The sequence below is a fragment of the Glycomyces arizonensis DSM 44726 genome, from assembly GCF_000482705.1.
Lineage (GTDB): Bacteria > Actinomycetota > Actinomycetes > Mycobacteriales > Micromonosporaceae > Glycomyces > Glycomyces arizonensis.
On sequence record NZ_AXWO01000007.1, the window covers coordinates 168513 to 192012 of the forward strand.

Annotated in this window: 18 protein-coding genes and 2 tRNA genes; 12 read left to right on the forward strand and 8 right to left on the reverse strand. The window is 68.7% G+C overall.

What is annotated here, in order from left to right; translation table 11 throughout:
* Positions 1-78 precede the first annotated feature (78 nt).
* The 3 genes from H613_RS0108745 to H613_RS29105 all read left to right on the forward strand — a co-directional run bounded on the left by H613_RS0108745 (position 79) and on the right by H613_RS29105 (position 2546).
* Positions 79-708, forward strand: coding sequence for a DUF47 domain-containing protein (locus tag H613_RS0108745; protein WP_026923496.1), 630 nt, complete (start codon positions 79-81; stop codon positions 706-708).
* Between the two features lies 1 nt (position 709).
* Positions 710-1735: an inorganic phosphate transporter gene (locus H613_RS0108750; RefSeq protein WP_026923497.1), complete on the forward strand. Its 1026-nt coding sequence runs from the start codon at positions 710-712 to the stop codon at positions 1733-1735.
* Between the two features lie 73 nt (positions 1736-1808).
* Complete coding sequence (locus H613_RS29105) at positions 1809-2546, forward strand: NUDIX hydrolase (RefSeq protein WP_026923498.1); 738 nt, start codon at positions 1809-1811, stop codon at positions 2544-2546.
* A gap of 103 nt (positions 2547-2649) precedes the next feature.
* Here the strand turns inward: H613_RS29105 and mshD are convergent, their stop codons facing one another.
* From mshD to H613_RS25440, 3 genes are all read right to left on the reverse strand, one after another.
* Positions 2650-3600 carry a mycothiol synthase gene (gene mshD / locus H613_RS25435; protein ID WP_084546473.1) on the reverse strand — a complete coding sequence of 317 codons (951 nt, stop codon included), beginning with the start codon at positions 3598-3600 and terminating at the stop codon, positions 2650-2652.
* Positions 3601-4002: 402 nt separating this feature from the next.
* Positions 4003-4092: transfer RNA gene (locus H613_RS0108765), tRNA-Ser, on the reverse strand.
* Positions 4093-4294: 202 nt separating this feature from the next.
* Positions 4295-5140, reverse strand: a complete 846-nt coding sequence (locus tag H613_RS25440) for a hypothetical protein (RefSeq protein WP_051393129.1) — start codon at positions 5138-5140, stop codon at positions 4295-4297.
* A gap of 275 nt (positions 5141-5415) precedes the next feature.
* On the opposite strand from H613_RS25440, the gene H613_RS0108775 reads away from it, so the two are divergent.
* Both H613_RS0108775 and H613_RS0108780 read left to right on the forward strand, forming a co-directional pair.
* On the forward strand, positions 5416-6183 hold the full coding sequence (locus H613_RS0108775; RefSeq protein WP_026923499.1) for a CPBP family intramembrane glutamic endopeptidase: 768 nt from the start codon (positions 5416-5418) through the stop codon (positions 6181-6183).
* A gap of 91 nt (positions 6184-6274) precedes the next feature.
* A tRNA-Ser gene (locus tag H613_RS0108780) sits at positions 6275-6365 on the forward strand.
* A gap of 226 nt (positions 6366-6591) precedes the next feature.
* On the opposite strand, the gene H613_RS30765 is transcribed toward H613_RS0108780, so the two are convergent.
* Complete coding sequence (locus tag H613_RS30765; protein WP_156925917.1) at positions 6592-7338, reverse strand: hypothetical protein; 747 nt, start codon at positions 7336-7338, stop codon at positions 6592-6594.
* A 660-nt stretch (positions 7339-7998) separates the two neighbouring features.
* Between H613_RS30765 and H613_RS30770 the strand changes: the two genes are divergently transcribed.
* From H613_RS30770 to H613_RS0108810, 6 genes are all read left to right on the forward strand, one after another.
* Positions 7999-8364, forward strand: a complete 366-nt coding sequence (locus H613_RS30770) for a hypothetical protein (protein ID WP_169731972.1) — start codon at positions 7999-8001, stop codon at positions 8362-8364.
* 396 nt (positions 8365-8760) lie between these two features.
* A complete protein-coding gene (locus H613_RS0108790; RefSeq protein WP_026923501.1) occupies positions 8761-10200 on the forward strand; it encodes a family 43 glycosylhydrolase in 1440 nt (479 codons plus the stop codon).
* A gap of 163 nt (positions 10201-10363) precedes the next feature.
* Positions 10364-12940, forward strand: coding sequence for an RICIN domain-containing protein (locus H613_RS0108795; protein ID WP_026923502.1), 2577 nt, complete (start codon positions 10364-10366; stop codon positions 12938-12940).
* A gap of 178 nt (positions 12941-13118) precedes the next feature.
* Complete coding sequence (locus H613_RS0108800; RefSeq protein WP_211234752.1) at positions 13119-13550, forward strand: MTH938/NDUFAF3 family protein; 432 nt, start codon at positions 13119-13121, stop codon at positions 13548-13550.
* A gap of 766 nt (positions 13551-14316) precedes the next feature.
* Positions 14317-15282 carry a daunorubicin resistance protein DrrA family ABC transporter ATP-binding protein gene (locus H613_RS0108805; protein ID WP_026923504.1) on the forward strand — a complete coding sequence of 322 codons (966 nt, stop codon included), beginning with the start codon at positions 14317-14319 and terminating at the stop codon, positions 15280-15282.
* On the forward strand, positions 15279-16100 hold the full coding sequence (locus H613_RS0108810) for an ABC transporter permease (RefSeq protein ID WP_026923505.1): 822 nt from the start codon (positions 15279-15281) through the stop codon (positions 16098-16100). Before H613_RS0108805 ends, H613_RS0108810 begins: the two co-directional genes overlap by 4 nt.
* Here H613_RS0108810 and H613_RS0108815 read toward each other — a convergent pair.
* From H613_RS0108815 to H613_RS25450, 4 genes are all read right to left on the reverse strand, one after another.
* A complete protein-coding gene (locus H613_RS0108815; protein WP_051393131.1) occupies positions 16082-19213 on the reverse strand; it encodes an ATP-binding protein in 3132 nt (1043 codons plus the stop codon). The two genes, H613_RS0108810 and H613_RS0108815, sit on opposite strands and share 19 nt — an antisense overlap.
* A gap of 88 nt (positions 19214-19301) precedes the next feature.
* The gene (locus H613_RS0108820; RefSeq protein WP_035737104.1) at positions 19302-20555 is read right to left on the reverse strand and encodes an MAB_1171c family putative transporter; all 1254 of its coding nucleotides are present in this window, start codon (positions 20553-20555) and stop codon (positions 19302-19304) included.
* A 2-nt stretch (positions 20556-20557) separates the two neighbouring features.
* The gene (locus H613_RS25445) at positions 20558-21130 is read right to left on the reverse strand and encodes an ImmA/IrrE family metallo-endopeptidase (RefSeq protein ID WP_156925919.1); all 573 of its coding nucleotides are present in this window, start codon (positions 21128-21130) and stop codon (positions 20558-20560) included.
* A 395-nt stretch (positions 21131-21525) separates the two neighbouring features.
* Positions 21526-21960 carry a helix-turn-helix domain-containing protein gene (locus tag H613_RS25450; protein WP_035737106.1) on the reverse strand — a complete coding sequence of 145 codons (435 nt, stop codon included), beginning with the start codon at positions 21958-21960 and terminating at the stop codon, positions 21526-21528.
* Between the two features lie 525 nt (positions 21961-22485).
* Between H613_RS25450 and H613_RS0108835 the strand changes: the two genes are divergently transcribed.
* Positions 22486-23478: a TauD/TfdA family dioxygenase gene (locus H613_RS0108835; protein ID WP_051393133.1), complete on the forward strand. Its 993-nt coding sequence runs from the start codon at positions 22486-22488 to the stop codon at positions 23476-23478.
* Positions 23479-23500: the final 22 nt, after the last annotated feature.

Sequence of the window (23500 nt, forward strand, 5' to 3'; positions counted from 1 at the left end):
CGGCTGGACTATTTCCCGCGGTCCCACGTCCCAATCGGTACAGTGAGGACAGCCCGACGAGAAAGACCGAGGTGCCCAGTGCGTTTCTCGCTGAAACCTCAAGACGACGTGTTCTACGCCTTCTTCTCCGAGGCCGCCGAGAACATCCAGCGCGGCGTCGCGATCCTCGCCGAATTGGGCGACGACAAGCCCGACTTCCAATCGATCTCCGAACGCCTCGTCGACGTCGAACACGACAACGACCAGCTCACCCACCGGATCTTCAACAAGATCAACACGACGTTCGTCACCCCGATGGACCGCACCGACATGCACCAGCTGGCGGGCAAGCTCGACGACGTCCTCGACCACATCGAGGCCGCCGCCAACCTCGTCTACCTCTACGGGCTCTCCGAGCTCCCCAACCTCCCGCGCGAGATGGTCGAGCAGATCACCGTCATCGACGCCCAGGCCGTCCTGCTCACCGAGTACATGCCGAAGCTCAAGGGCCTCAGCAAGTCCATGACCGAGTACTGGGTCGAGTGCAACCGGCTCGAGAACGACGGCGACCGCGCCTACCGGATGCTCCTGGTGCGCCTGTACTCCGGCGAGTACGAGGCGCTCACCGTCATGAAGCTCAAAGAGGTCGCCGACGAGCTCGAAGCCGCCTGCGACTCCTTCGAGCACATCAGCAACGTGATCGAAGCCGTCTACGTCAAGGAATCCTGACTTGGACGCCAACCTCATAGCCGTATTCGGAGTCATCGCCGCGGCGCTGCTCTTCGGCTACACCAACGGATTCCACGACTCGGCAAACGCCATCGCCACCTCCATCTCCACCCGGGCCCTCAAACCCCGCGTGGCGCTCGCCATGGCCGCGCTCGGCAACTTCGTGGGCGCGCACCTCGGCGCGAAGGTGGCCTCCACCGTCGCCAAAGGCGTCGTCGACCTGCCCATCAGCATGGACGGCCTCCTCATCGTCCTGGCCGGACTTCTCGGCGCCATCGCGTGGAACTTCACCACCTGGTACTTCGGCCTGCCGACGTCCTCGTCGCACTCCCTGTTCGGCGGCATCGTCGGCGCGACCATGGCCGGCGGCGCGATCATCATCGGCAACGCCAACGACTGGGTGCTGTGGGACGGCATCCTCGAGAAGATCGTCCTGCCCACGCTGGTCTCCCCGCTCGTCGGCTTCGCGCTCGGCTTCCTGGTCATGCTCGCCGTCTACTGGCTCTTCCGGCGCGGCAACCCCTCCAAGCTCAACCGGGGCTTCCGGCACGCCCAGACCGTCTCGGCCGCCGCGATGGCCCTCGGTCACGGCATGCAGGACGCCGCCAAGGTCATGGGCGTCATCGTGCTCGCCCTGTACGTCGGCGGCTACCAGGACAGCGCCACGCACATCCCCGAATGGGTCTACCTCGCCAGCGCCGCCGTCATGGCCGCGGGCACGTACGCGGGCGGGTGGCGCATCATCAAGACGATGGGGCGCCGCATCATCGACCTCGGCCCCCCGCAGGGCTTCGCCGCCGAGACCGTCGCCAGCTCGGTGCTGTACGCCAACACGTGGCTGCTCGGCGCCCCGATCTCGACGACCCACACCATCACTTCCGCGATCATGGGCGTCGGCTCGACCGGCGGCAAGCGCGCCGTCCGGTGGGGCGTGGCCCGGTCCATCGTCATCGCCTGGATCATCACCTTCCCGATCGCGGCGTTGGTGGGCGCGCTGTTCTATCTGCCGATTCATTTCTTGGGATAGCGCAGCCCCGGATAGCGCGACTCTTTCTCCCATTCACTCGGACCGGCCCCACGCTTCGGCTAGCGTGGGGCTTATGTCCATCCAGCGCTACGGGAAATGGGACTTCAGGGCGGTCGACCACGCCTCGGCGGGACGGGCCCGGGCCCGCCTCAGGGAGCAGGGCGCACCGGCGGAGCCCGAGCGCGCCGCGGCCGTCGTGCTGCTGCGTGAGGCGCCGCTGCGCGTCTTCCTGCTGCGGCACACGGCCAAGGAGCCGTTCGGCGCGGCCGCGCGCGGGCCGCTGGAGACGGTGCGCGAGCGCTGGGCGGCCGGCCTCGAGAACGACGGCGACCGGCGCGTGCGGACCGGCCGCTACGGCTTCCCCGGCGGGCGGCACAAGCCCGACGACGCCGACGTGGCGATGACCGGGGTGCGCGAGGTCGAGGAGGAGACCGGCGCGATGGTGGCGCTCCAGCGGGCCTGGTCGCGCTGGATCACGCCCGAGTACGAGCCGGTCCGCTTCGACGCGTGGATCTACGTGGCGACCCTCGCCGAGGGCTTCCAGCCGCGCATTCGGGTGCGCGAGCCGGAGTACGCGACGTGGATCGGACCCGAGCAGGCCGTGTGCCAGTACGGCGGGCAGATGTCGATGCAGGAGGCGACGACGCTGGCGGAGCTGGCCCGCTACTCGACCGTCGGCGAGGTGTTCGCCGCCGCCGAGCAGCGCGACATGTCGCCGATCCTCCCGCGCCTGAACACGAACGACGACCACCCCCGCCTCATCCTCCCGGGAGAGGACGGCTACCCGGCGGCAGCACTCTCACACGCTTGACCCGAACAGGTTATAACCTATAACCTCTATGTCACCCTATACTCTATAGCCTCCATGCCTTATAGAGTATATCCTATAAAATATGGAGGCTATAGAGTATAGGTTATAAATCTTCGACCTGATTCAGCTGCTTGGCCCATTGGACGTCGGAGCGGACGATGTCGAAGCCCTGCGATCGATACAGGCTGACCGCGCGGGGGTTGGACTCGTCGGCGTAGAGGTCGACCTGGCGGATGCCGTGCGCGGCCAGGTGCGCCAGGCCGGACAGTGTCAGGGCCTTGCCCAGGCCGGTGCCCTGTGCGCGCGGGTCGATGCCGAGGACGTAGATCTCGCCGATGCCGTCCTCGACCTTCGTCCAGTGGAAGCCGAGCATTCCCTCGGCGCCCTCGGCGACGATGAAGCCCTCAGGGTCGAACCACGGCTCGTTCTGGCGGTCCTGGAGGTCCGCGGCCGTCCAGCGGCCCTGCTCGGCGTGATCGGCGAAGGCCGCCGCGTTGACGCGGAGCCACTCCTCGTCGTCCTCGCCGGCCACGAAGGGCCGCAATGACACTCCTTCCGGCAGACTCACCGCCGGCCCCTCGCCTCTCGGCCAGTCGTCCGGCGCCCCGGCGGGCCACGCCGAGGGCCATTCGAAGCCCTCCAGATCCCGGCTGAGCTTGAACAGCACGCGATCCCGCTCGAATCCCTCCGAAGTGGCCAAAGCCGCCGCGGCGGGCAGGTCGCCGTGCGCCCACACCTTCAGTTTCGTGATCTCCGCCTCAAGCGAGGTGATCACCTCCCGTAGCAGCGCGCGGCCCACGCCGCGCCGCCGCTGGTCCGGATCGACCGCCAGCTCGGCTTCCGCGCCGTCCCCCACGACCTCCACTTGGGCGTAGCCGATGATCGTTTTGCCATGGGGCACAACGAAATGCATACGGTATGACAAGGGGGGTCTGGAGAGCGAGAGCATCGTCTGCTCGTTGAACGGCTCGATGTCGTCGGCCTGGGTGCACCGGTGTGCAAGGGTAACGATCTTGTGAATATCCCGACCCGAGAGCGAAGCATGTTGCGGCATTCAGCTACTCTAGGTGCTGGGACTCAGCACCGTGCCGGGGTGCTGAGTCCTCTTTCGTTCCCGAACGGGTCACGGCTCGCGAGCGTCATCGGGCCGCGGGCCTGCTGAAGGAGCATCCGAACGCTTCTGCGCAGGTAGCCGCGCTGCGTGAAGATCCCCAGCGCGATGAAAGCAGGACGGGCGGAAACCGCCCCCTCTGCGCAGACGACTCACTCCAGCGGATCGTCATCGGCTCATCGAGGCACTCCTCGGCGGCGCCCGCCAGATCGGCATCGCTGAGTGCGCCCGGATGCAGCGGGATGGTGGAGGGAATCGACCCGGCAGAACCGGTTCCAACCGGAGAGGACAGAAGCGCCGGCCCAGCTCAGCGCTGGTGGCGCTTCCCGTCCAGGAATGAAATTGCGGAGAGGGTGGGATTCGAACCCACGAGGCCGGGGCTACCGACCTGGCGGTTTTCAAGACCGCTGCACTAGTCCACTATGCGACCCCTCCGGGCCTTCAGGGCATCCGCAAATCTACCAAACGGTCACCAACGCCTCTCCTGCAAGGAGCGGATACGGTGACCGGCGAACCGAGTGGTCGTCCATGCCGGTGAGGTCGAGACGAGCTCGGGTGACCGTGCCGCTCGGCGGCCCGGTCGTCAACGCTCTGACCACACGGTGTCGGCGACGGCGAGCTCTGGTGGCCGTGCCGGTCAGCGCTGGTCCGGCTGCACGCAGCAGGTGGAGCAGGTGCCGCAGCCATCGATGGTGAACGCCAGGCAGCAGGTGTGGCGCTGGTAGACGAGGCGGCCGTGCTCGTCGGTGGCGACGTCCACCAGGTCGGCGACGTCGAAGGCCTCCAGCAGGTTCTTCGCGACGACCTCCGCGGGCTCGCGGCCCGCCGTCGAGCAGTTCGCGGTGGCGTAGGCGATGCCCGACGCCAGCGAACCCAGCAGCGTGCGCCGCCCGATGCGGACCTCGCCCCGGATCGCCTCCAGCACCGGGTCGAGGTGCCCCTCGAACAGCGAGGCGCGCATCCTCCCCAGCAGCTCGGCCTCGTCGGCCGCGACCTCGACGCCGGGCGCGCCCGCCATCGGGTCGTCGCGGAGCGCCGCGAACCGGGGCCGGATCTGCCGGCCCGAGAACATCGGCTCGTCCTCGCTGATGGTGAAGACGAAGTTGTCGGCCTCCAGCAGCGGCACGCGCCGCGCCGAGACATAGCCGAGGACGGCGGGCACGAGCACCCAGTAGCAGTAGGTCTTCCACGCGAGCGCGGCCGAGGCGTGGGGCGAGCCGCCCCACAGGCGGGCCGAGTCGGCCAGCAGCTCGCCGATGCGGCTGCCGTCGGCCAGCGCCGAACCGGGCAGATCGACGCCCGCGGGCGCCTCCGTGCCGTCGAGCCACGGGCGCAGGCCCCGCAGCGGGTGGGGGCCGTGACGGCGCTCGACGTGGTCGGCGGCGGTGCGCAGCGGCGCGGCCAGGTTGGGGAAGGAAGGGTGCTGCGGGACGAATTCCCGCACGTCGGAACGCTGGAGATCGACGGCGGCGGCACTCAGCACGTGAGGCCCTCCACGCATGCGCATCCCATCGTCCACCCCTTCTCAGGTAAGGCTGGGCTAACCTTACCCGACGCGGACGCTCGAGTGTCAAGGAGCTGACAGACACGGCGGGGGACGAGTGCTAGAAAAGCGAGGTGCCGTGATGGGTGAGCGTCGCCGAATGGGATGAGCTTCACAGCACCTCGCCTTTACCGTTCCGATTCTGCGCTCCCGCACGCGCACCCCGTCGCACACGACGTGCGACCACCGGCCGGACTCTGGCAGGCTTGGCCCTTATGTCGACCGCACCCGCCCTCCCCGCCCCCGTCATACGGCGCGAGATCGTCATCGTCCTCGCCCTCTCCCTCGGCGCCTCGGCGATCGGCGCGGTCGTGAGCATCGTGGCCACCCTCACCGAGCCCGGCGGGCTGTCCGAGGCCGTCGCCACGATGAACAGCGCCCGCGCCGGAGCGGAGCGCCCCTGGCTGGACCTCACGCGGCAGCTCGTCAGCCTCGCGCTCGCGATGGCCCCGGTGGCGCTCGCCCTCCACTTCCTGGCCCTCGACCGCGGCGACCCGTTCCGCCTCATCGGCCTCGACCGCAGGCGCCCGGCCTTCGACCTCCTGGGCGGCGCCGCCCTCGCCGCCGCGATCGGCATCCCCGGCCTGGGCCTGTACTTCGCGGCCCGGGCGCTGGGCCTGAACGCGACGATCGCGGCCGCGAACCTCAACGACGTGTGGTGGGCGGTCCCGGTCCTCGTCCTCGCGGCGCTGAAGAACGCCGTCATCGAAGAGGTCGTGGGCGTCGGCTACCTCGTGACGCGCCTGCGCCAACTGGCCTGGAGCCCCGTCGCCATCGTCGTCGCCCACTCCCTGCTGCGCGGCACCTACCACCTCTACCAGGGCTTCGGCGGCTTCGTGGGCAATGCCGTGATGGGGGCGGTGTTCGCCCTCGTGTTCCTGCGCTGGAAGCGCACTGGCCCGCTGGTGGTGGCCCACACGCTCCTCGACGTCGCGGCCTTCGTCGGCTACATGCTGGTCGCCCCGCACGTGAGCTGGCTCTGACCGACGGGAACCCGCTTCGCACGCACGCGTGCTTGCCGGTATGCTCGTCTCTCGGTACGTGCCAAGGCCGGTTTCCGGCCGTCCGCGTCTCGGAGGATTCGCATAGTGGCCTAGTGCGCCCGCCTGCTAAGCGGGTTTCGGTTGATAGCCGATCATGGGTTCAAATCCCATATCCTCCGCCACAAAGCCTCGCTGACCTGCGAATATGGCAGGTCACCGGGGCTTTTTCGCATCCGGCGCTTCGAACTTTGGTCCAAATGTTCGCAAGGGAGGGCTTTCTGGCCATTGACCTGCGAAAACTCCTGATGTCTGGGTCTTCAGATCCAAGGGTGTCTCACTCTGTCCAAGGGACGCCAGCCAGATTTCTGCCTAAGTTTTGGCAGGCAAGCGATCACGGCTCTGGTTCGTTCACCCATTGGGGTGAAACCACTGGCCTGTATCCCATATTTCGGGAGGATGAGATGATGCGGGTCGTTTAACAGCTGAAACATCGGTCATCGGGTCAAAGGAATTTTGGTCCGTCATGAAAGGCCTGAGGTCATCGGGCCCGGATTCCGACACTTCGGGCATGCCCGGCAGTTCTTTGAACGGGTCGGCCGCCGCCGTGCGGGCCCGCGCTCGAGCGAGCCGTGATCGAGCGGATTCGGTTTCGGGCGCTTCGGGGTCGGCTGCGGCGAGGTGCGCTTCGAGCCGGTCGCGGTAGGCGGTGAGGATCCGCCATCGTTCGAACGCGAGGGCTTGGCGTTCGAGTTCTTTGCCGTAAAAGCGTTCCCGCGCCTGCGCTTTGGCGTTGGCGAGGTCGGCCCTGATCGCTTGCTGCCGGGCGGCCTTCGCGCGCGCTGCAGCAGCGAGTCGTTCGTGGTCCTCGGCTGCGCGTTGGGCGAGTGCTTCGATCACTTCGGGGAGCCGCTGTTCCAGCGGAGCGGTCTTGCCGTCGGTCCATGTCGATTGGACACCCGAATGCGACTCGGGCAGTGCGATCTTGAGGTGTCCGGCCTTGACCGGGTCTGGAGACAGCGGATGCCTCTGGTCGATGGTGACGGCATAGGTGCGACCATCGAGGCTGAGCCGCATGGTGCCTGCGCGAATACGCGCGGTTCGGACCAGGTCGGTGAGGGCGCCGTCGAGATCGACGGATGGACGGTGATCTCCCATCCGCGCTCAGTCGCGGCCGCGGCGATGGCCTGCAGGAGGCGCAGGCACCGGCCCCGCCCTTCCTCGGGCATGTCGAGCCGTCCGGGGTCGTCGCGCAGCCGGGCCACGACCGGGTGGGCCTGCTCCAAGGTCTCCGGGATAGCGACGGGCGGCAGTTCCGCAGTGTTTTTCCATCCGGGGTTGGGGTGGACGGCGGTGGCGAGTCGGATGAGCATCGTGCCGGTGTTGCCGAAGCTGCTGGTCTCGATCCGATGCGCCTCGGGGACGAGGTTGTGGCGTTTGGTGTAGTCGATGGTCTTACGCCACCGGGCCTTCTCGGCCTCGGACAACGACACCAAGTCCACAGTCCGCTCAGCGCGCAACCGATCGACCAACTCAACCGCATCCCTATGTCGCTCACCCGGCGCCGCCGAACGCGTGAAATCGAACGGTCCAGAGCCAACTTGATTTTTAACCTCCGGTGCCGATCTGGTACCTCCTCGGGGTCGAATCGTCGCAGCCAGCCTCCCCGGCGCTCATCGATCAGGTCAACATCTAGGTTCAGAGCTGTGGGTGGTCTTCCGTCCAGGCGAAGCAGTCATCGTGAACTGACGAAGATTAGGACCGATAAGGGAGGACCGTGTGGGGTCGGAGGAAGGCATACGATTCTCCAAGGTCGATATGCAGGACAACGACTTTGTGGTCAAGGTGCTGACGATCGACGAGCTTGTTGCAGCTCATGAGTTCGCAAAGGCAAGACATTGGGGAGCATGCTGGAGTTCAGGGGATTCCCTGAGTGCGGAAGTAGATTCGTCCTCCCCGAAGTTCCTGCTCCCCGGCGTGCGAAACGCCGCTGGTGATACGGAGGTCGAGTCGCTGCGTTGTCATCTGTGGTATCTCCCTCGCCAGGGCCCGAAGACCGGTAGAGCAACCCTCCTTGATGTCGAACTTGCCCGTTTTCAAGCGCTTCGCGCGCTTCCGCAGGACAAGGCATCCGCAGCTTTGCGATTGCTGATCGCCAGCCATGCCCTTTCTGCGATCGGCTAATACGCCAACAGCATCTTCCCCGACACCGTCGGCACCGCCTGCATAGAGCGCTCCGATCTGAACGCCGGCCTGTCGGCCTGGCAGGACCAACTGGTCGACTACGGCAACTCGCAGGGCTTCACCGTGAAGTAGCCTGCCGCCGCTGCGGGGCCGTGTCCGCGGGCTCCGCAGCGGCGGCGTCCGTTCCATGGCGCTCGGCCGACACGACGCCGGTGCCGGAGGGCAAGGCAAGTTTTCGAAAACAATCTAAATATATGAATGTATTGACGGACTTGCCCAGCCTTTGTTACCGTGAACATACCTGGTGGCCACCATGCTCATGCCGCCGTCCGTGTACGGGCGGCGGTCCCACCCTCACTGGGAGCAGCCATGCAGTTCGCCTGTCCACCGACCGCCGTGCGAAGAGCGCTGGTGCTCGTCGCCGCCACGATCCTCATAGCCGCGACGTACGTCGCCACCAGCGCCGAGCGCGCCGAAGCCGCGCCCGGCACGTCGTTCACCAACCCGGTGGTCGACGTGCCCAACAGCGCCGACCCGACCCTCGTCCAGCACAACGGGTTCTACTACTACGTGGCCACCACCTGGTCGTCCCAGGTGGTCATGCGCAAATCCCCGACCATCGCCGGTTTGAACACCGCACCCGAGCACGTCGTGGTCGAGACCGGCGGCGACACGATGTGGGCGCCGCACCTGGAGATGATCGACGGCCGCTGGTACCTGTACTACTCGGTCGAGCAGTGCTGCGCGGCCCGTCGCACCCACGTCGCCCAGAGCGCCGGGTCCGATCCCATGGGCCCGTACACGGAGTTGGGCATCCTCGATCTGATGCCGAACGACGGCTGGGCGATCGACGCGGCCCCGCTGCACCTGAACGGCAACCTGTACATGACCTTCTCGGCATTCGCCGCCGAGGACGGCCTCCAGTCGCTCTACATCGCCCCGATGGCCAACCCGTGGACCGCGAGCGGCCACGGCAGCCGCATCTCGGCGCCGACCCTCTCGTGGGAGCGCCAGGACGGGGCGGTCAACGAGGGCTCCTTCCCCCTCCAGCGGGGCGGGCGCACGTTCCTGACCTACTCGGCCAGCCACTGCAACGGCCCGAACTACAAGATCGGGATGCTGGAGTACACCGGCGGCGACCCGCTCCAGATGGGCTCCTGGCACAAGTTCGCCGACCCGATATTCCAGCGCAACGACGCCGCGGGCGTGTTCGGCCCGGGCCACCACTCGTTCTTCACCTCACCGGACGGGACCGAGACGTGGATCGCCTACCACGCCAACGACTCGGCCTCCGACGGTTGCGGGACGACCCGCACCACCCGGGTGCAGAAGATCTCCTGGAACGCCGACGGCACCCCCAACCTCGGCGTCCCGGTCTCCACCGGCACCGTCCTCCAAGGCCCCTCGGGCGAGTCCGGCCCCGCCGCGCAGCGGATTCGCAACCGGCACTCGGGCCTGTGCCTGGACGACTACAACTTCGGGACCGAACCGGGGGCCGAGGCTCGGCAGTGGACCTGCAACGGCCTGCCGGTGCAGGACTGGTACCTGAACGACCTCGGCAACGGCTACGTCGCCATCAGCAACATCTACAGCAATCTCTGCCTGGACGATTACAACTTCGGGACCGAACCGGGGGCCGAAGTGCGGCAGTGGACCTGCAACGGCCTGGACGTCCAGCAGTGGCAGGTCGTCGACGCCGGAGGCGGCTACGTCAACCTGGTCAACCGGCACTCGGGCCTGTGCCTCGACGACTACAACTTCGGCACCGAACCGGGTGCTGAAGTGCGGCAGTGGACCTGCCTGAACAACGCTGCCCAGCAGTGGCAGCTCGTCTGACGACAGCCCGCACCGCCGGAGCGGCGTCACGATCACGAACACGGCCCCCGATTCAGGGCGAAGCCGAGGACCGGCCGTGTCGCCGTTCCGGCCCCCTCAAGGAAAGCACTCCACCTCAACCCGGCAAAGGAGTCCGGACATGCAGGTACGAAGGAGAAAAGGAATGTTCGCCGCGATCCTCGCCATCGCGACCGCGGCGACCACGATGACCGTCCACATGGCCGGAGCGCAGGCAGCTGAGATCACCCTGCGCTCCGGCGGCTACGAGCTCGTCGTCACCGACGGCGATGTGCCCCGCCCGGTGATGGTGCGGGAGATCGCAAGCGGCGCGGCGGTGCTCGCTGAGGAGCAGCCTGTGCAACTGATCCTCAAGAACGGTAACACCGCGACCGACGCCGGCGGGAAATACGATTCGGTCGCCGTCGACGGCACTGCGCTGGTTGCCACCGGCGAGGTCCGCAGCCCCGCGGGCAGCGTCTTCAGATTCGAGGACCGCTACTCCGTCGCCGAGGCGGGCGGGTTCTCCGTCGAACGCGCGGTGACCGTGGTGAGCGCCGATCCCGCCGACCAGGGCTTCAACTCCCGCTTCACCATCGGCTCGACCAGCCCGCGCCCGATCGGCGACTACCGGTTCCTGGCGCCGGGAGTGTGGTACGACCACAACGACCACGTGCCGCCCGGCGCGCTGGCCAGCGACTACAGCGACGACTACCTCTACTTCCGCGAGATGCGGATGCCGCTGCCGTTCGTGATGATGCACGACCCCGCCAGCGGCCTGGACGTCAGCATCGCCCACGAGAATCCCGAGACCGGCTCGGACGTGGACGAGGGCTCGGGCGCGTGGCTGGTCGACGGCGACATCACCTACGCCGCCCTGGGCGCCCAGCAGGTGCCCTCCACCAAGCTGGCGATCGTCTACCCGGGCATGGAGGGAGAGAAGAACTACGTCGACCGCGGCGCCGACTGGGTGCGCCGCTCCAACCCGGTGACCCCCGGATACGCCCAGCACTACGAGTTCCGGATCAACGTCGACCGCTCGGGCGGCTTCGGCGAGGCGGTGCGCGAGTCCTGGCGCTACCACTGGGAGATGTCCGACCCCCAGATCCAGAAGGTCCCGGTCCAGTCGGTCTACGACTCCTCGATCGCGGTGCTCGCCTCCTATGTGCGGGACTACAACGGCGTCCCGGGGCTGCCGTTCAGCGTCTGGCTGCCCGGCGGGGAGGTCAACGAGGTCAGTTTCCAGATGGGTTTCGTCGGCCAGCAGATCCCGGCCGGATACCTGCTGCTGCGCGAAGGCTACGACAGCGGCAACGCCGATTACATCGACAAGGGCCGACGCATCCTCGACTTCTGGGCCCAGAACTCCGCCGCCCCGTCGGGGCTGCCCAGGACCTGGTGGGACATCAACCCGGGGCAGTGGCGCAGCTTCTACCCGACCTATCTGCGCATCGCCACCGACGGCATGGAGGGCATGCTCAATGCCGCCGAGCTGATGCGCGACCGCGGCACCCCGGTGGCGCAGTGGGAGGCCTACATGCGCGGGTTCGGCGACTGGCTGGTGGCCCACCAGAACGCGGACGGCTCCTATTACCGGGCCTACAACCTCGCGGGGACCGCCCCGGTGCACGAGGCGAAGTACAACACGCACAACGCGGTGCCGTTCCTTTTGGGCCTGGCCGACTACACCGGCGACGGCCGCTACCGGGACGCCGCGCTGCGGGCCGGGGAGTACGCCTACCAGAACGTGCACCTCCCGGCCGCCTATGTGGGCGGGACCCCGGACAACGACAACGTCACCGACAAGGAGGCCGCGCTGCTGGCGCTGCGCTCGTTCCTGTCGCTGTACGACCACACCGGCGAGCAGCGCTGGCTGGACGCGGCCGAGCAGGCCGCCGACTTCGGGGAGACGTGGTCCTATGCCTGGAACTACGAGGTGTCCTCGACCCGCCCGGCGTACGACCTGTACGGCGTGCGCGGCCAGAGCCTCATCGCGACCGGCCATTCGGGGATGGACACGTGGCATTCGAGTTCGCTGTTCGACTTCTACCGCCTCTACGAGGCCACCGGCGACGACCACTACTTCGAGTACGCGAGGCTGCTCGCCAACGAGACCAAGCTGACCACCCAGTGGCCGGGCAACCCGCTCGGTTACGCCAGAGACGGCCTGCTCGAAGAGGCGATCGGCCTGTCGGACCTGCGCTACGGCGGGGTCAATCTCTGGCTGCCGTGGAACTCCGTCGCACACGCCGAACCGCTGGCGCATCTGGAGGACGCCTACGGGACCATGGACGTCGACGACATCGACGACACCGGCGGCGAACCCGACACCGGGCAGCAGATCCGCAATCGGCACTCGGGCCTGTGCCTCGACGACTACGACTTCGGCACCGAACCCGGCGCCGAGGTCCGGCAGTGGACCTGCAACGGCCAGGACAACCAGGACTGGTTCCTGACCGACCGGGGAGGCGGCTACGTCGCCATACGCAACTCCTACAGCGACCTCTGTCTCGACGACTACGACTTCGGCACCGAACCCGGCGCCGAAGTCCGGCAGTGGACCTGCAACGGCCTGGACGTCCAGCAATGGCAGGTCGTCGACGCCGGCGGCGGCTATTCGAGATTGGTCAACCGCCACAGCGGCCTGTGCCTCGACAACTACAACTGGGGCACCGCCCCAGGATCCGAGATCAGGCAGTGGACCTGCAACGGCCAGGCCAACCAGCAATGGCAACTTTTGTAGGAACTCGCTGGAGACTGTGAAACACCCAGATCGGGGCCGCCGCCAGTGCGGCGTAGCGGTGGCCCCGGCTCTCGACTGAACCGCGCAGTACCCTCTCACAGAGCAACCGCATCATTGACGTGACGATGTACCGGGTGAACTCCGAGAAGCGTTCAGTGTCTCGTGGCGCCATCGAAGCATGGTGGACATTGCGGGATCGAACCAAGGCGTCTTGGGATACGGCTATGACTCATCGACTCGAGATCGTCCGCGCTCGCTGAAGACCCTCTCGGTCTCCTGGGGCTGCATGGATGTCGAGGGTCTGGGCAGCGACAAGGAGTTCATGCTGCATCCCGGTGGAGGCAGGCCGTGGGACTGGTGCGAGTCCGACACCCGGCACAGACCCAGGATTCAACCCGCTGACGTCCAATACCTCCTGAATCGTATCGTCGAGACGGTCATCCGCTCGCTGGGCATGGAGCGTCGTCTCGAGGTCGACCCGGCCACCGTGATGCTGCTGAACCGCCTCGGCATTCCTTACCGAGCGGCCGAGACCCGTGAGCTCGTCGAGCTGTACAACCGAGTCGCCACCGCCGATGCCGTCGGTGGTCTTTTCCGCTCCACCTGCTGACGCGATTGCCGCTGGAGGCGGATCATCAGAGGGCCTTGACGGGTCCAGCCTTCACTCCGCGATGCACATTGCCGGGGGCTAGGTGGGAGAGTTCCGCCTTCGTTGCGACTGACGCACCGGCGTGGGGCGGTGGAACGGTCATGGTTCCTGGCTGTGATTGAACATGGCTGGACACGATCAGGAGACACGTAGGCGTGGGGGAGCTCCGCCTGCCAAATACGTGCCAAAGTTCGGCACTTCGCTGCACGGCACCGCGTTACCCCCGGTAAATGCCATATTGATGAAGCCATGGTACCCGCCTGCTAAGCGGGTTTCGGTTGATAGCCGATCATGGGTTCAAATCCCATATCCTCCGCCAAAAGGCCCGTTGACCTGCGTCATGCAGAGTTGACGGGCCTTCGTCGTTCTCCGGTCTCACCCGCCCGTGTCCGGTGCCGCCCCTTGCTCAGGGTGCGCGAGGGTCGCAAAGGAATCTTCCTTGACGACGGTTCGCCTTTCCGGGCCTGCCGAGGTCGCCGATGCGGGCCGCCGGCCTTGGAGGAGCGCTTCCGGGGCCGGAGGCGTCGGGCCGTCCATGGACCGCCCGGCAGTGGAGCCGAATCCAGGACACATGCCGGCGGGGCGGTCCCGAGAACCGCGCCCTCCCCGCGGCGGGACGCGCGTCCTGACCAGGGCGAACGGACGTGACACGCTCGTGCACCGCCGATGACACGCCGCCCGCGAACGATGGGTTCCGGCAACCGACATCGTTCGAGAGGAAACCGGGATGTCATACGCGTTCCAAGCCGAGGGCCTGGTGAAGCGCTACGGCGACTTCACCGCGCTCGACGGCGTCGACCTCGCCGCCGAGGCCGGCACCGTCCTCGGCGTGCTGGGCCCCAACGGGGCCGGGAAGACCACGACCGTGCGCATCCTCGCCACGCTGCTGCGCCCCGACGCGGGGCGGGCGATCGTCGGCGGGTGCGACGTCGTCGCCGAGGCCGGCCGGGTGCGGCGCCTCATCGGGCTCACCGGGCAGTTCGCGTCCGTCGACGGCGAGCTCACCGGCACCGAGAACCTGGCGCTCATCGGGCGGCTGCTCGACTTGCGCGGCAACGAGATCCGCGCCCGCGTCAAGCGGCTCCTGGCCGACTTCGACCTGACCGAGGCCGCCAGGCGGCCCGTGAAGACCTACTCGGGCGGGATGCGCCGCCGCCTCGACCTGGCCGCGGGCCTCATGGGCCGCCCCGCGATCGTCTTCCTCGACGAGCCCACGACCGGCCTGGACCCCGCCAAACGCGAGGAGCTGTGGGGCGTGGTCCGCCGTCTCGTCGCCGACGGCACCACGGTGCTGCTCACCACCCAGTACCTGGACGAGGCCGACGCGCTCGCCGACGCGATCACGGTGATCGACCACGGCCGCGTCATCGCGGACGGCACTCCCGCCGAGCTCAAGCGCATCGTCGGCGGGCAGTCCATCGTCGTCAGACCGGCCGATGAGGCCGACCTCGACAAGTGCGGCGCGGTGCTCGCGACCGTCACCGGCCGCCGCGTCGACTCGCCCAAGCGAGGCGTCCTCAGCGTCCCGGTCGGCTCCGACGGCGACTTCACCGCCGTCGTGGGCGAACTCGACCGCGTGCGGATCGACGTCACCGAACTCGCCCTCCAGCTGCCCGACCTGGACGACGTGTTCTTCAAGCTCACCGGGCACACCGCCGCCGAAGAGACCGAGCAGGAAGCGATCGCAGCATGAGCACCGTCACCGAGACCCGCCCCGCCGACCTCCCCGTGTTCGCGCCGGTCGCCAGACGTCCCTTCGGACTCGCGCGCCACGCCGCGGCGCTGGCCCGCCGCAGCCTGATCAAGACCATGCGCAACCCCGAGCAGCTGCTCGACGTCGTGCTCCAGCCGATCCTGTTCACCGGCCTGTTCGCCTTCCTCCTCGGCGGCGCGGTGGCGGGCGGCACCGAGGCCTACCTCCAGTCCCTGGTGCCGGGCCTGTTCGTGATGCTCACCCTCATGGCCACGATGCAGTCGGGCACGAGCTTCTGCGACGACCTGAACTCGGGCCTGTTCGACCGCTTCCGCTCCATGCCGATCGGCCGCTCGGCCCCGCTCATCGGCGCGGCCGTCGGCGACGTGGTCCGCTACGTCCTCACCATCGTGGTGCTGCTCGGATTCTCGACGCTCATCGGCTTCCGCGTCGAGACCGACGCCGCCCACGCGCTGGGGGCCGCCGTGCTGGCGATCGGGCTGGCCTTCGCGTTCAGCTGGGTCTTCGTGCTGTTCGGCGCGGTCATGAGGGAACCGAGCGGAGTCCAGGGGCTGGGATTGGTGCTCGTCATGCCGTTCACGTTCGGCTCCAACCTGCTCGCGCCGACCGAGACGCTGCCTGGCTGGCTCCAGGCGTGGGTCGACGTCAACCCCGCCTCGGTCGCGATGGAGGCCTGCCGCGGGCTGCTGACCGGCGGTGACGTGACCGGCGAAGTCGTGTCGACGGTGCTGTGGAGCGTCGGGATCATCGCGGTCTTCGCGCCGCTCGCGGTGGCCGCCTACCGGCGCCGGGTCTGATCGAGCAGCGCCAGCGCCGACTCGCGGTCGCCTGCGCGAGCGGCTCCGGCGGCGGCCTCGAAGGCCGCCGCCCCGAGCCGCTCGCGCAGGGCCTCCTCGACCCTGACGGCGTCGAGGTCGGAGCGGTCGGGGGCCCCGCGCAGCCGGTCCGCCGCGCCCAGCAGCGCGGCGGCTTCGGCGTCGCGGCCCTCGGCCGCGAGCAGGGCGGCGGCCGCCACCGCGGCCTTGGCGACCACCGGCATGTCCATGGCCTCCAAGGCGTTCGCTACCGCTTCGTCGAGAAAGGACGCGGCGGCGCCCGTGTCGCCTCGCGCGATCGTCAAAAGCGCGCGGGCCCGGGCGGCGAGGACCCGCCACTGCGGCGGGATCGCCGAGGATCGCCGCGACTGGGACCCGATCGGCCATTCCGCCGCTTCGTAGTGGGCGTCCGCGTCGTCGAGGCGATGCTCCGAACGGGCGAGGTCGCCGAGCGCCAGATGCGCGTACAGGACCTGCCGCCCGGCCTGCGGGTGCTCGCCCTCGGACTCGGCGTCGTCCACGATCGCCTCGAGTTCGGCGCGGGCGGCGTCGACGCGGCCCTCCATCAGGCGCGCCCCGGCCGCGACGGTGCGGTTGCGGACGGCGGCCGTGCCCGGGGAGAGCGTGCGCTGCAAGGCGATCGCCTCTTCCAGCGCGGCGCTCCCGGCGGCGGTGTCGCCGAACATCAGGTCGGCCTGCCCGAGCCAGGCGAGCGCCTGCTGAAGGCCGAAGCGCTCGCCGACGCCGCGGAAGCCCGCCACGGCCCTGCGCAGGTCCTCGCGCATCGCGGTCATCTCCCCGCGGTCTTCGAGGGCCATCGCCCGCATGACCCGCAGCATCGCCCGCGTCCACGGATCGGGGTGGTCCAAGCGGGCGTCGATGTCGTCCAGGCTCCTGGGGTGGTCGTGGGTGAACATGTGCAGCAGCGGCTCCCCGAGCGCCAGCAGCGGGTGGTCGCGGTGGCGCCCGGCCTCGGCGACGACGCGTTCGAAGTCGGCCAGCACCTGGTCGGGCTGGAAGGTGCCGCAGCTCATCCGGTTGATGACGGCCATGCCGGTGACGACGGCGCGGGCGACCGGCTCGGCCTCGCCGGGGGTGTCGCGGGCGGTCTCGAGCCAGGCGGTGACTTCGGGGCGGGCGCCGCGCAGCATCCAGTGGACGCTCATGGCGGCCCCGATGCGCTGCGCCGTGTCGGCATCGCCCGCGGCGGCGGCGAAGTGGAGCGCGGCGAGGATGTTGTCGTGCTCGGCGTCGAGCCGGGCCATCCACTCCAGCTGGTCGCCCGCGCGCAGGTGCGGAGCGGCGCGTTCGGCCAGGTCGAGGCAGTACGCGGCGTGGGCCCCTCGGGCGTCGCCGAGCGTGTCGGCCTCGGCGAGGCGTTCGCGCCCGTACTCGCGCAGGGTTTCGAGCATGTGGAAGCGGCCGGTGCCGGTGGGGCGCAGGATCGACTTGTCCGCCAAGGCGGTCAGGGTATCGAGCGCATGGCCGAGCGCTTCGGCGGACTCGATGGTGAGGCCGCCGCCGAAGACCGAGGCGGCCTCGGCGAGGGCGCGTTCGCCGGGGTCGAGCAGGTCCCAACTCCAGGCGACGACGGCGCGGAGGGTCTGGTGGCGCGGCATCGCGGTGCGCGGACCGCCGGTGAGCAGCCGGAACCGGTCGTCGAGGCGGGCGGCGAGCTGCTCGGCCTCCAAGGCGCGCAAGCGGACGGCGGCGAGCTCGATGGCCAGCGGGAGGCCGTCGAGGCGGCGGCAGATCTCGGCGACGGCGGCGCCGTTCGATGCGTCCACGGTGAAGCCGGGCCGGACGGCGGCGGCCCGGTCGGCGAAGAGCCGTACGGCCGCCTCCGCCGGGAGCGGGCCGAGCGGGACGGCGGTCTCGCCGCCGATGAGGAGCGGTTCGCGCGAGGTGGCGAGCACGGTCAGGCCGGGGCACGACAGGAGCAGCCGCTCGGCCAGTTCGGCCGCGGCGGCGATGACGTGCTCGCAGTTGTCGAGGACGAGCAGCGCCGGACGCGAGGCGAACGTCTCGGCGAGCCGGTCGGCGGTCGCCCCCGGCAGCGGGTCGGCGCGGCCGCGCAGCTCGGGCTCGGCGGCGCCCACGGCCAGCGCCACGGCCTGCGGCACGTCGGCCGGGTCGGTGACGGAGGCCAGCTCGGCGATCCAGGCCGGCCTCTCCTGGGCGGCGGCGACGGCGGTGGCGAGCCGGGTCTTGCCGACGCCGCCCGGCCCGCACAGCGTCACCAGCCGGGAGCCGCGCAGCGCCTGTGCGAGCTGGTCGATCTCGGTCTCGCGGCCGATGAAGCTGGTGAGCGGGGCGCGGAGGTTCCCGGTGGAGCGATGGGGCCGCGCGGCCGGGGGTTCGAGGAGCGCGAGGTGGACGGCGCGCAGTTCGGCGCCGGGGTCGGCCCCGAGCTCGTCGGCCAGTCGCTCCCGCAGGGCCTCGTAGGCGGCCAGCGCCTCGGCGCCGCGTCCGGCCTCGGCCATCGTGCGGAAGAGCATGGCGTGCAGGCGTTCGCGGAGCGGATGAGCGGCGGCGTGTTCGGCGAGGGAGGCCACGAGCGCGGCGCCGTCGCCGAGCACGAGGGCGGCCTCGGCGCGGTCCTCGACGGCGGCGAGGCGCTCCTCTTCGAGCGCGGCGCGGGCGCCGACCGCTTCGGGCGCATCGGCGAGCGCGGGGCCGCGCCACAGGCCGAGGCCTTCGGTGAGCGACCGCCGGGCCGTCCCGGCGTCGCCCGACCGGAGGGCGCGGCGGCCTTCCGCCGCCATGCGATGGAAGCGGAGGGCGTCGACCGCTTCGGGTTCGACCGCGAGCCGGTACCCGCGCGGCGTGGACGCGATCGTGTCCGGCGGCAGGAGGCGGCGCAGCCGCGTGACGAGCGAGCGCACGGCGGCGGCGGGGTCGGCGGGACTCTCGTCCGGCCACAGGTCGGCGGCCAGTGCCGCCGCGCTCACCGGATCGGGCACGGCCCGGGCCAAGCGCGTGACCAGTGCCCGCAACCGGGCTCCGGCGATCGCGATCTCCCCCTCGCCCGCCACGACCTCGAGCGGCCCGAGCACGCCGACAGTGAGCGGAGGCGGCGACCGGAAGCTGGACATGCGCTCAAATATACGAACCGCGCCCGGCGTCGGCACCGGAACCGTCGTCGGCCCGCGCGGCCGCGGCCTCGGGATCGGCGGACGCCGCTCAGGCGTCGATCCGCAGTTGCGCGGTGGTCTCCGCGGCGGTTGCGGACAGTGCCTCCTCGGCGCATTCCCGGATGTACGGCGAGCGCCGGTGCGCTCTGGCGATCGTCACCAATGACAGCGCCTCGGTGAGGACGTCGTCGTTGTTGCCGTCGGGCATGCCCGTGGCGGCACTGGAGTGCGGGCCGGGCGGGTCGATGCCGTGGAGGTCGGCCAGCCGCAGCGCGATCTCGATCTCCGCGGCGATGAGCGCCAGCCGCAGCGACTCGCCGTTGAGGCCGGTCCGCTCCAGCACCGATCGGGCCGCGCCGCTCAAGTCGGGGGTCACCCGCGTGCGGATCGCGAGGTTGATGTCGAGGATCTCGATCACGCGCTGGCACAGCCGGTGGCCGATGTTCCTGACCGTGAAGCGGTCGGAGAACCGCGAACGCGGAGGCCAGTACGACATGTGCGGCGCCACCTCCAGCAGGCGCCACCACAGCGGGGACAGCTGGTGGTACGCCCGCCACATGGACAGGTGCATGCGGAGGCGGGACAGCACGGGGTGCCAGACCGGGAGGTTGAAGCCGACTATCGCCAGGAGCGCGCCCGCGGTCAGCATGAGCGGCACCAGGGACGCCATGGGGACGACCGCGCGCTCGGTCCACCAGAGGACGACGGTGACCGCCCTTGACACGCAGTAGACCAGTCCCAGGCATGCGCCGCAGGCGATGAGCCGCACCGAGGCGCGAAGCCACGGCGAATCGAGCCCTCGCGCCTGCCTGAAGCAGGTGTAGGCGAGAGCGCCGTAACCGAGCGCGATCGATGCGAGGTAGAAGAATATGAACGCGGCCACGCGCGGGTGGTGCGATTCCTCGAGCAGCAGGTGCGGTGTCGGACGGGTGACGGCGGCGGCCGCGAACAGGACCACCAGGGTGGTCACCGCTATCGCGATGGCGAGCAGCCGGAAGCGGATGGCGGTCCGGGCGCGCTCCGGGGGGCGGGTCCACTGCACGATCAGCATCTGCGCCACGATGCTGAAGGCCACATTGCATATGGCCACGAGCAGCGACGCCGAGTTGGGGTTCGGGAGCGCGGTGTTGATCCTCCCGGCCACCCCGGGCATGGCTGTGGCGAGTGCCGCGGCCATGAGCGACAGGGCGGTCACGATCGTCCACCGAGTAGGATCCTTTTTGGATCTTTGCAGCACCGACAGGTGCGGGAACACGGTCAGGATCGCGACCGCGACACAGAAGCCGAAGAGGATTTCCTTCATGGTCACCCGTTCGGAATTGTCAGCGACTCGGCAATTCTGTGGGCGGGATTCGTCGATTCATTGGAGGCGGTGGACGCCGCCGAAGGCGCGAAAAGCGATTCCATGAGAATGTACGCGGTGGTCTCGGCCTCTTGTTCTTGGCGGTCGCTGTACGTGCAGTTGCGCATCAGTGTTCGCCTTACCGTCATCGGGTCGAGGGTCGGAAACAACAGGGAGGAAACCTTAATGTCGAGTTCCTGAGAGCGGTGGTCGCAAAGCAGGTGCCCGAACTCGTGGTAGATGATGTGGAGTCGGTGCAACTGGGCCGCGTCCTGCTCGAACACGATGTAGTCGGTCGCCGTGCTCGACAGGCACAGGCCGGTCAGGTTCCCCTGACGCAGACTCATGGGCATCAGTTGCACGGTCCGGCCGGTGTGCGCCTCCCATTTGCTCAGCAGATCATCGAGGTTGTACGGCCTGACCGGGTTGAGCGCGTCGATTCTGGAACGACAGTGCCGAATGATCTTTCGATACTCTCCGTTGGAGAACCGGCTGCGAGGTATCGGCTCTCGGCGGCGGTCAGGTTCTCGAGCCATGCGCTTCTCCTGCACTGACGTGCGGTCATCGGGGCGTGGACACGAGTCTACCGGAGCTCCGCCGATTGGAGGGGCCACCGAGATCGCCGGTATTGCGGTGCGCTTCCGGCTTGCGACCTGGTCGAATGCGACTGAATGGCCGGTCGGGACGCCATTGCATACGGGCTTGGTGCCGGTGTCACCGGATTGGCCGGTGGTGCCGGTGTCGCCGGGAGTGAACGGACCGGTGTCCGGCGGTCCGGCGACGGCGGCCGGGAAATGACCGCTCCGAAATGGTCGTTCCGGGATTCGGGCGCCCCGGCGGGAATCATCGGGCGATGCGGCCGTGCGACGCTCGATATGCCTTTCTCGATCCGGTGGCCGATGCCGATCGGTCGGCGTCCGAATGAACGGGGCTAACGGTCGGTGTCGTCCTCCGACTTGTTCTCGAGCTCGCGGACCCGATCGATGATATCGGTGACTATGTGGAGCGACCGCTCGTTCAGGTCGGCGCTGCGCAGCGCGATCCTGCGCACCTCGGCGTCCTTCAGTGCCGCGAGCAGCTTCAGGTCGCGCTCGACCTCGCGTCCGAGCTCGTCGTCGAAGAAGTACGAGACGGGGATGCCGAAGAAGTGGGCGAGGGCCTCGATGTGGCGGAGCGTCGGGTTGTCCCGCTGGCCCTTGCGCAGCATCCAGATATAGCTTCCCGAGATCGGAGTGCCGCCCTCGGTGATGGCGCCCGCGACCTCGTCGTTGGTGTAGGCGTTGCCGCCGGGGGCGGAGATGGTCTCGAACAATTGATTGAGTTTGAATGCGAAGCTGCTGTCGTCTCGGCTGTGGTCTTCTGTCATGTGATCACCTGCTGTGGTTCATCCGGTGGCGGGAGGCCGGTGGGACCGGGGGAGCCGCCGCGCGAACGGCCCGGGTTCGGTCGTTCTGTTCCTTGTTGTTCGGATAGTCGCTTCCTCCCCGTTCAATCTTGGGCTTCGAGAGCGGCTTGGTCAATGGCTCTCGGGCGCGGAACGCGAGGAGGCCGCTGCGGCCCGAGGCCCGCGGCCCGCCTTCCCGGCCGCGCGATGCCGGGTGCGGGCGGCCGACGGTCGGGGCTCCTGCGCCCCACGGTGATTCGTGTGGCCGCGCAGACCGTGTGCTTCGTCGGCAAAACTGGCGTTCATTCCTCTGAGTATCCGCCGTAACAGGCTGCAAGCTGTCAAGATCCGATGCCTCCATCCTCAATTTTCACTCATGTTGATCTTAGAGTGTAAGTCTTCTCACACCAGTTGACAGCCTGGGTGGTGCGGAATATGGTCGGATCAACATGAGTTGAAATTGACTCTCTCACTGATACACGTCAGTGGAAACAGAGGAGGGGATTGATGTATCGCCCGATCCCGGCGGACGCCGTCGCAGCGATGCCGCCGAGCTCCGCCGAGGCGGTGAAGCAGCTGGCGAAGGAGATCGTGCACCGGCACGGCGACCGCCAGCTCGACACGCCGGAACTCCTGACGGACCTCGAAGTCCTGCGGCGATCCACCGACCCCGGCATCGCCTCCAAGCTGGTCGACTTCCGCCAGAACGGAACGCCGGCGGGCCTGATGCTGATCACGGGGCTGCCGGTGGACTCGCCGTTGAGCCCCACTCCCGGCAATGGACAGTTCTCCGGGGCCTGGACGGACCTCGCCGTCAGCACGGTCGCCCAGTTGGTCCTGATGAGCCACCTCGGCGACGTGATCTCCTACGCCGACGAGAAGGCGGGGCGGCTCGTGCAGGACGTCTGCCCCGTGCCCGGAGCCGAGAGCCTCCAGGAGAACTCCGGCAGCCGGCTGCTGGAACTGCACACCGAGGACGGATTCCACCCCAACATGCCGCATTTCGTGGGGCTCATGTGCCTCCGAGGCGACCACGAGGGGACGGCCTACACGCTCGGGTGCGGCATCGGCTCGGTCCTGGAGCGCCTCGACGAGGAGACGGTCGAGGCCCTGCGGCGCCCGGAGTTCCGCATCCGCTTCGCCAGCTCCTTCACCGGCGGCGAGTCCACGAAGTACTCCGATGCGATCCCCATCCTCTCCGGGCCCCGAGCGGACCCCGACCTCTGCGTCGACTTCCACGCGATGGAAGGCGACACGCTCGGCGCGAAGAAGGCGCTCGGCGTGCTGGAGGGCCTCTTCCAAGAGGCGCTGATCGGCGTGGTGCTCAAGCCGGGAGACCTGCTGGTCATCGACAACCGGCGGGCCGTCCACGGCCGCACCGCGTTCAAACCCCGCTACGACGGCACCGACCGCTGGCTCCGCCGCTGCTTCGTCGTCAACGACATCCGCCGCTCCCGCGGCCACCGCCGAGCCGGATCGAGGGTCCACCGGGAGATCTGACGGGGCTCCGCCCACCCACCGC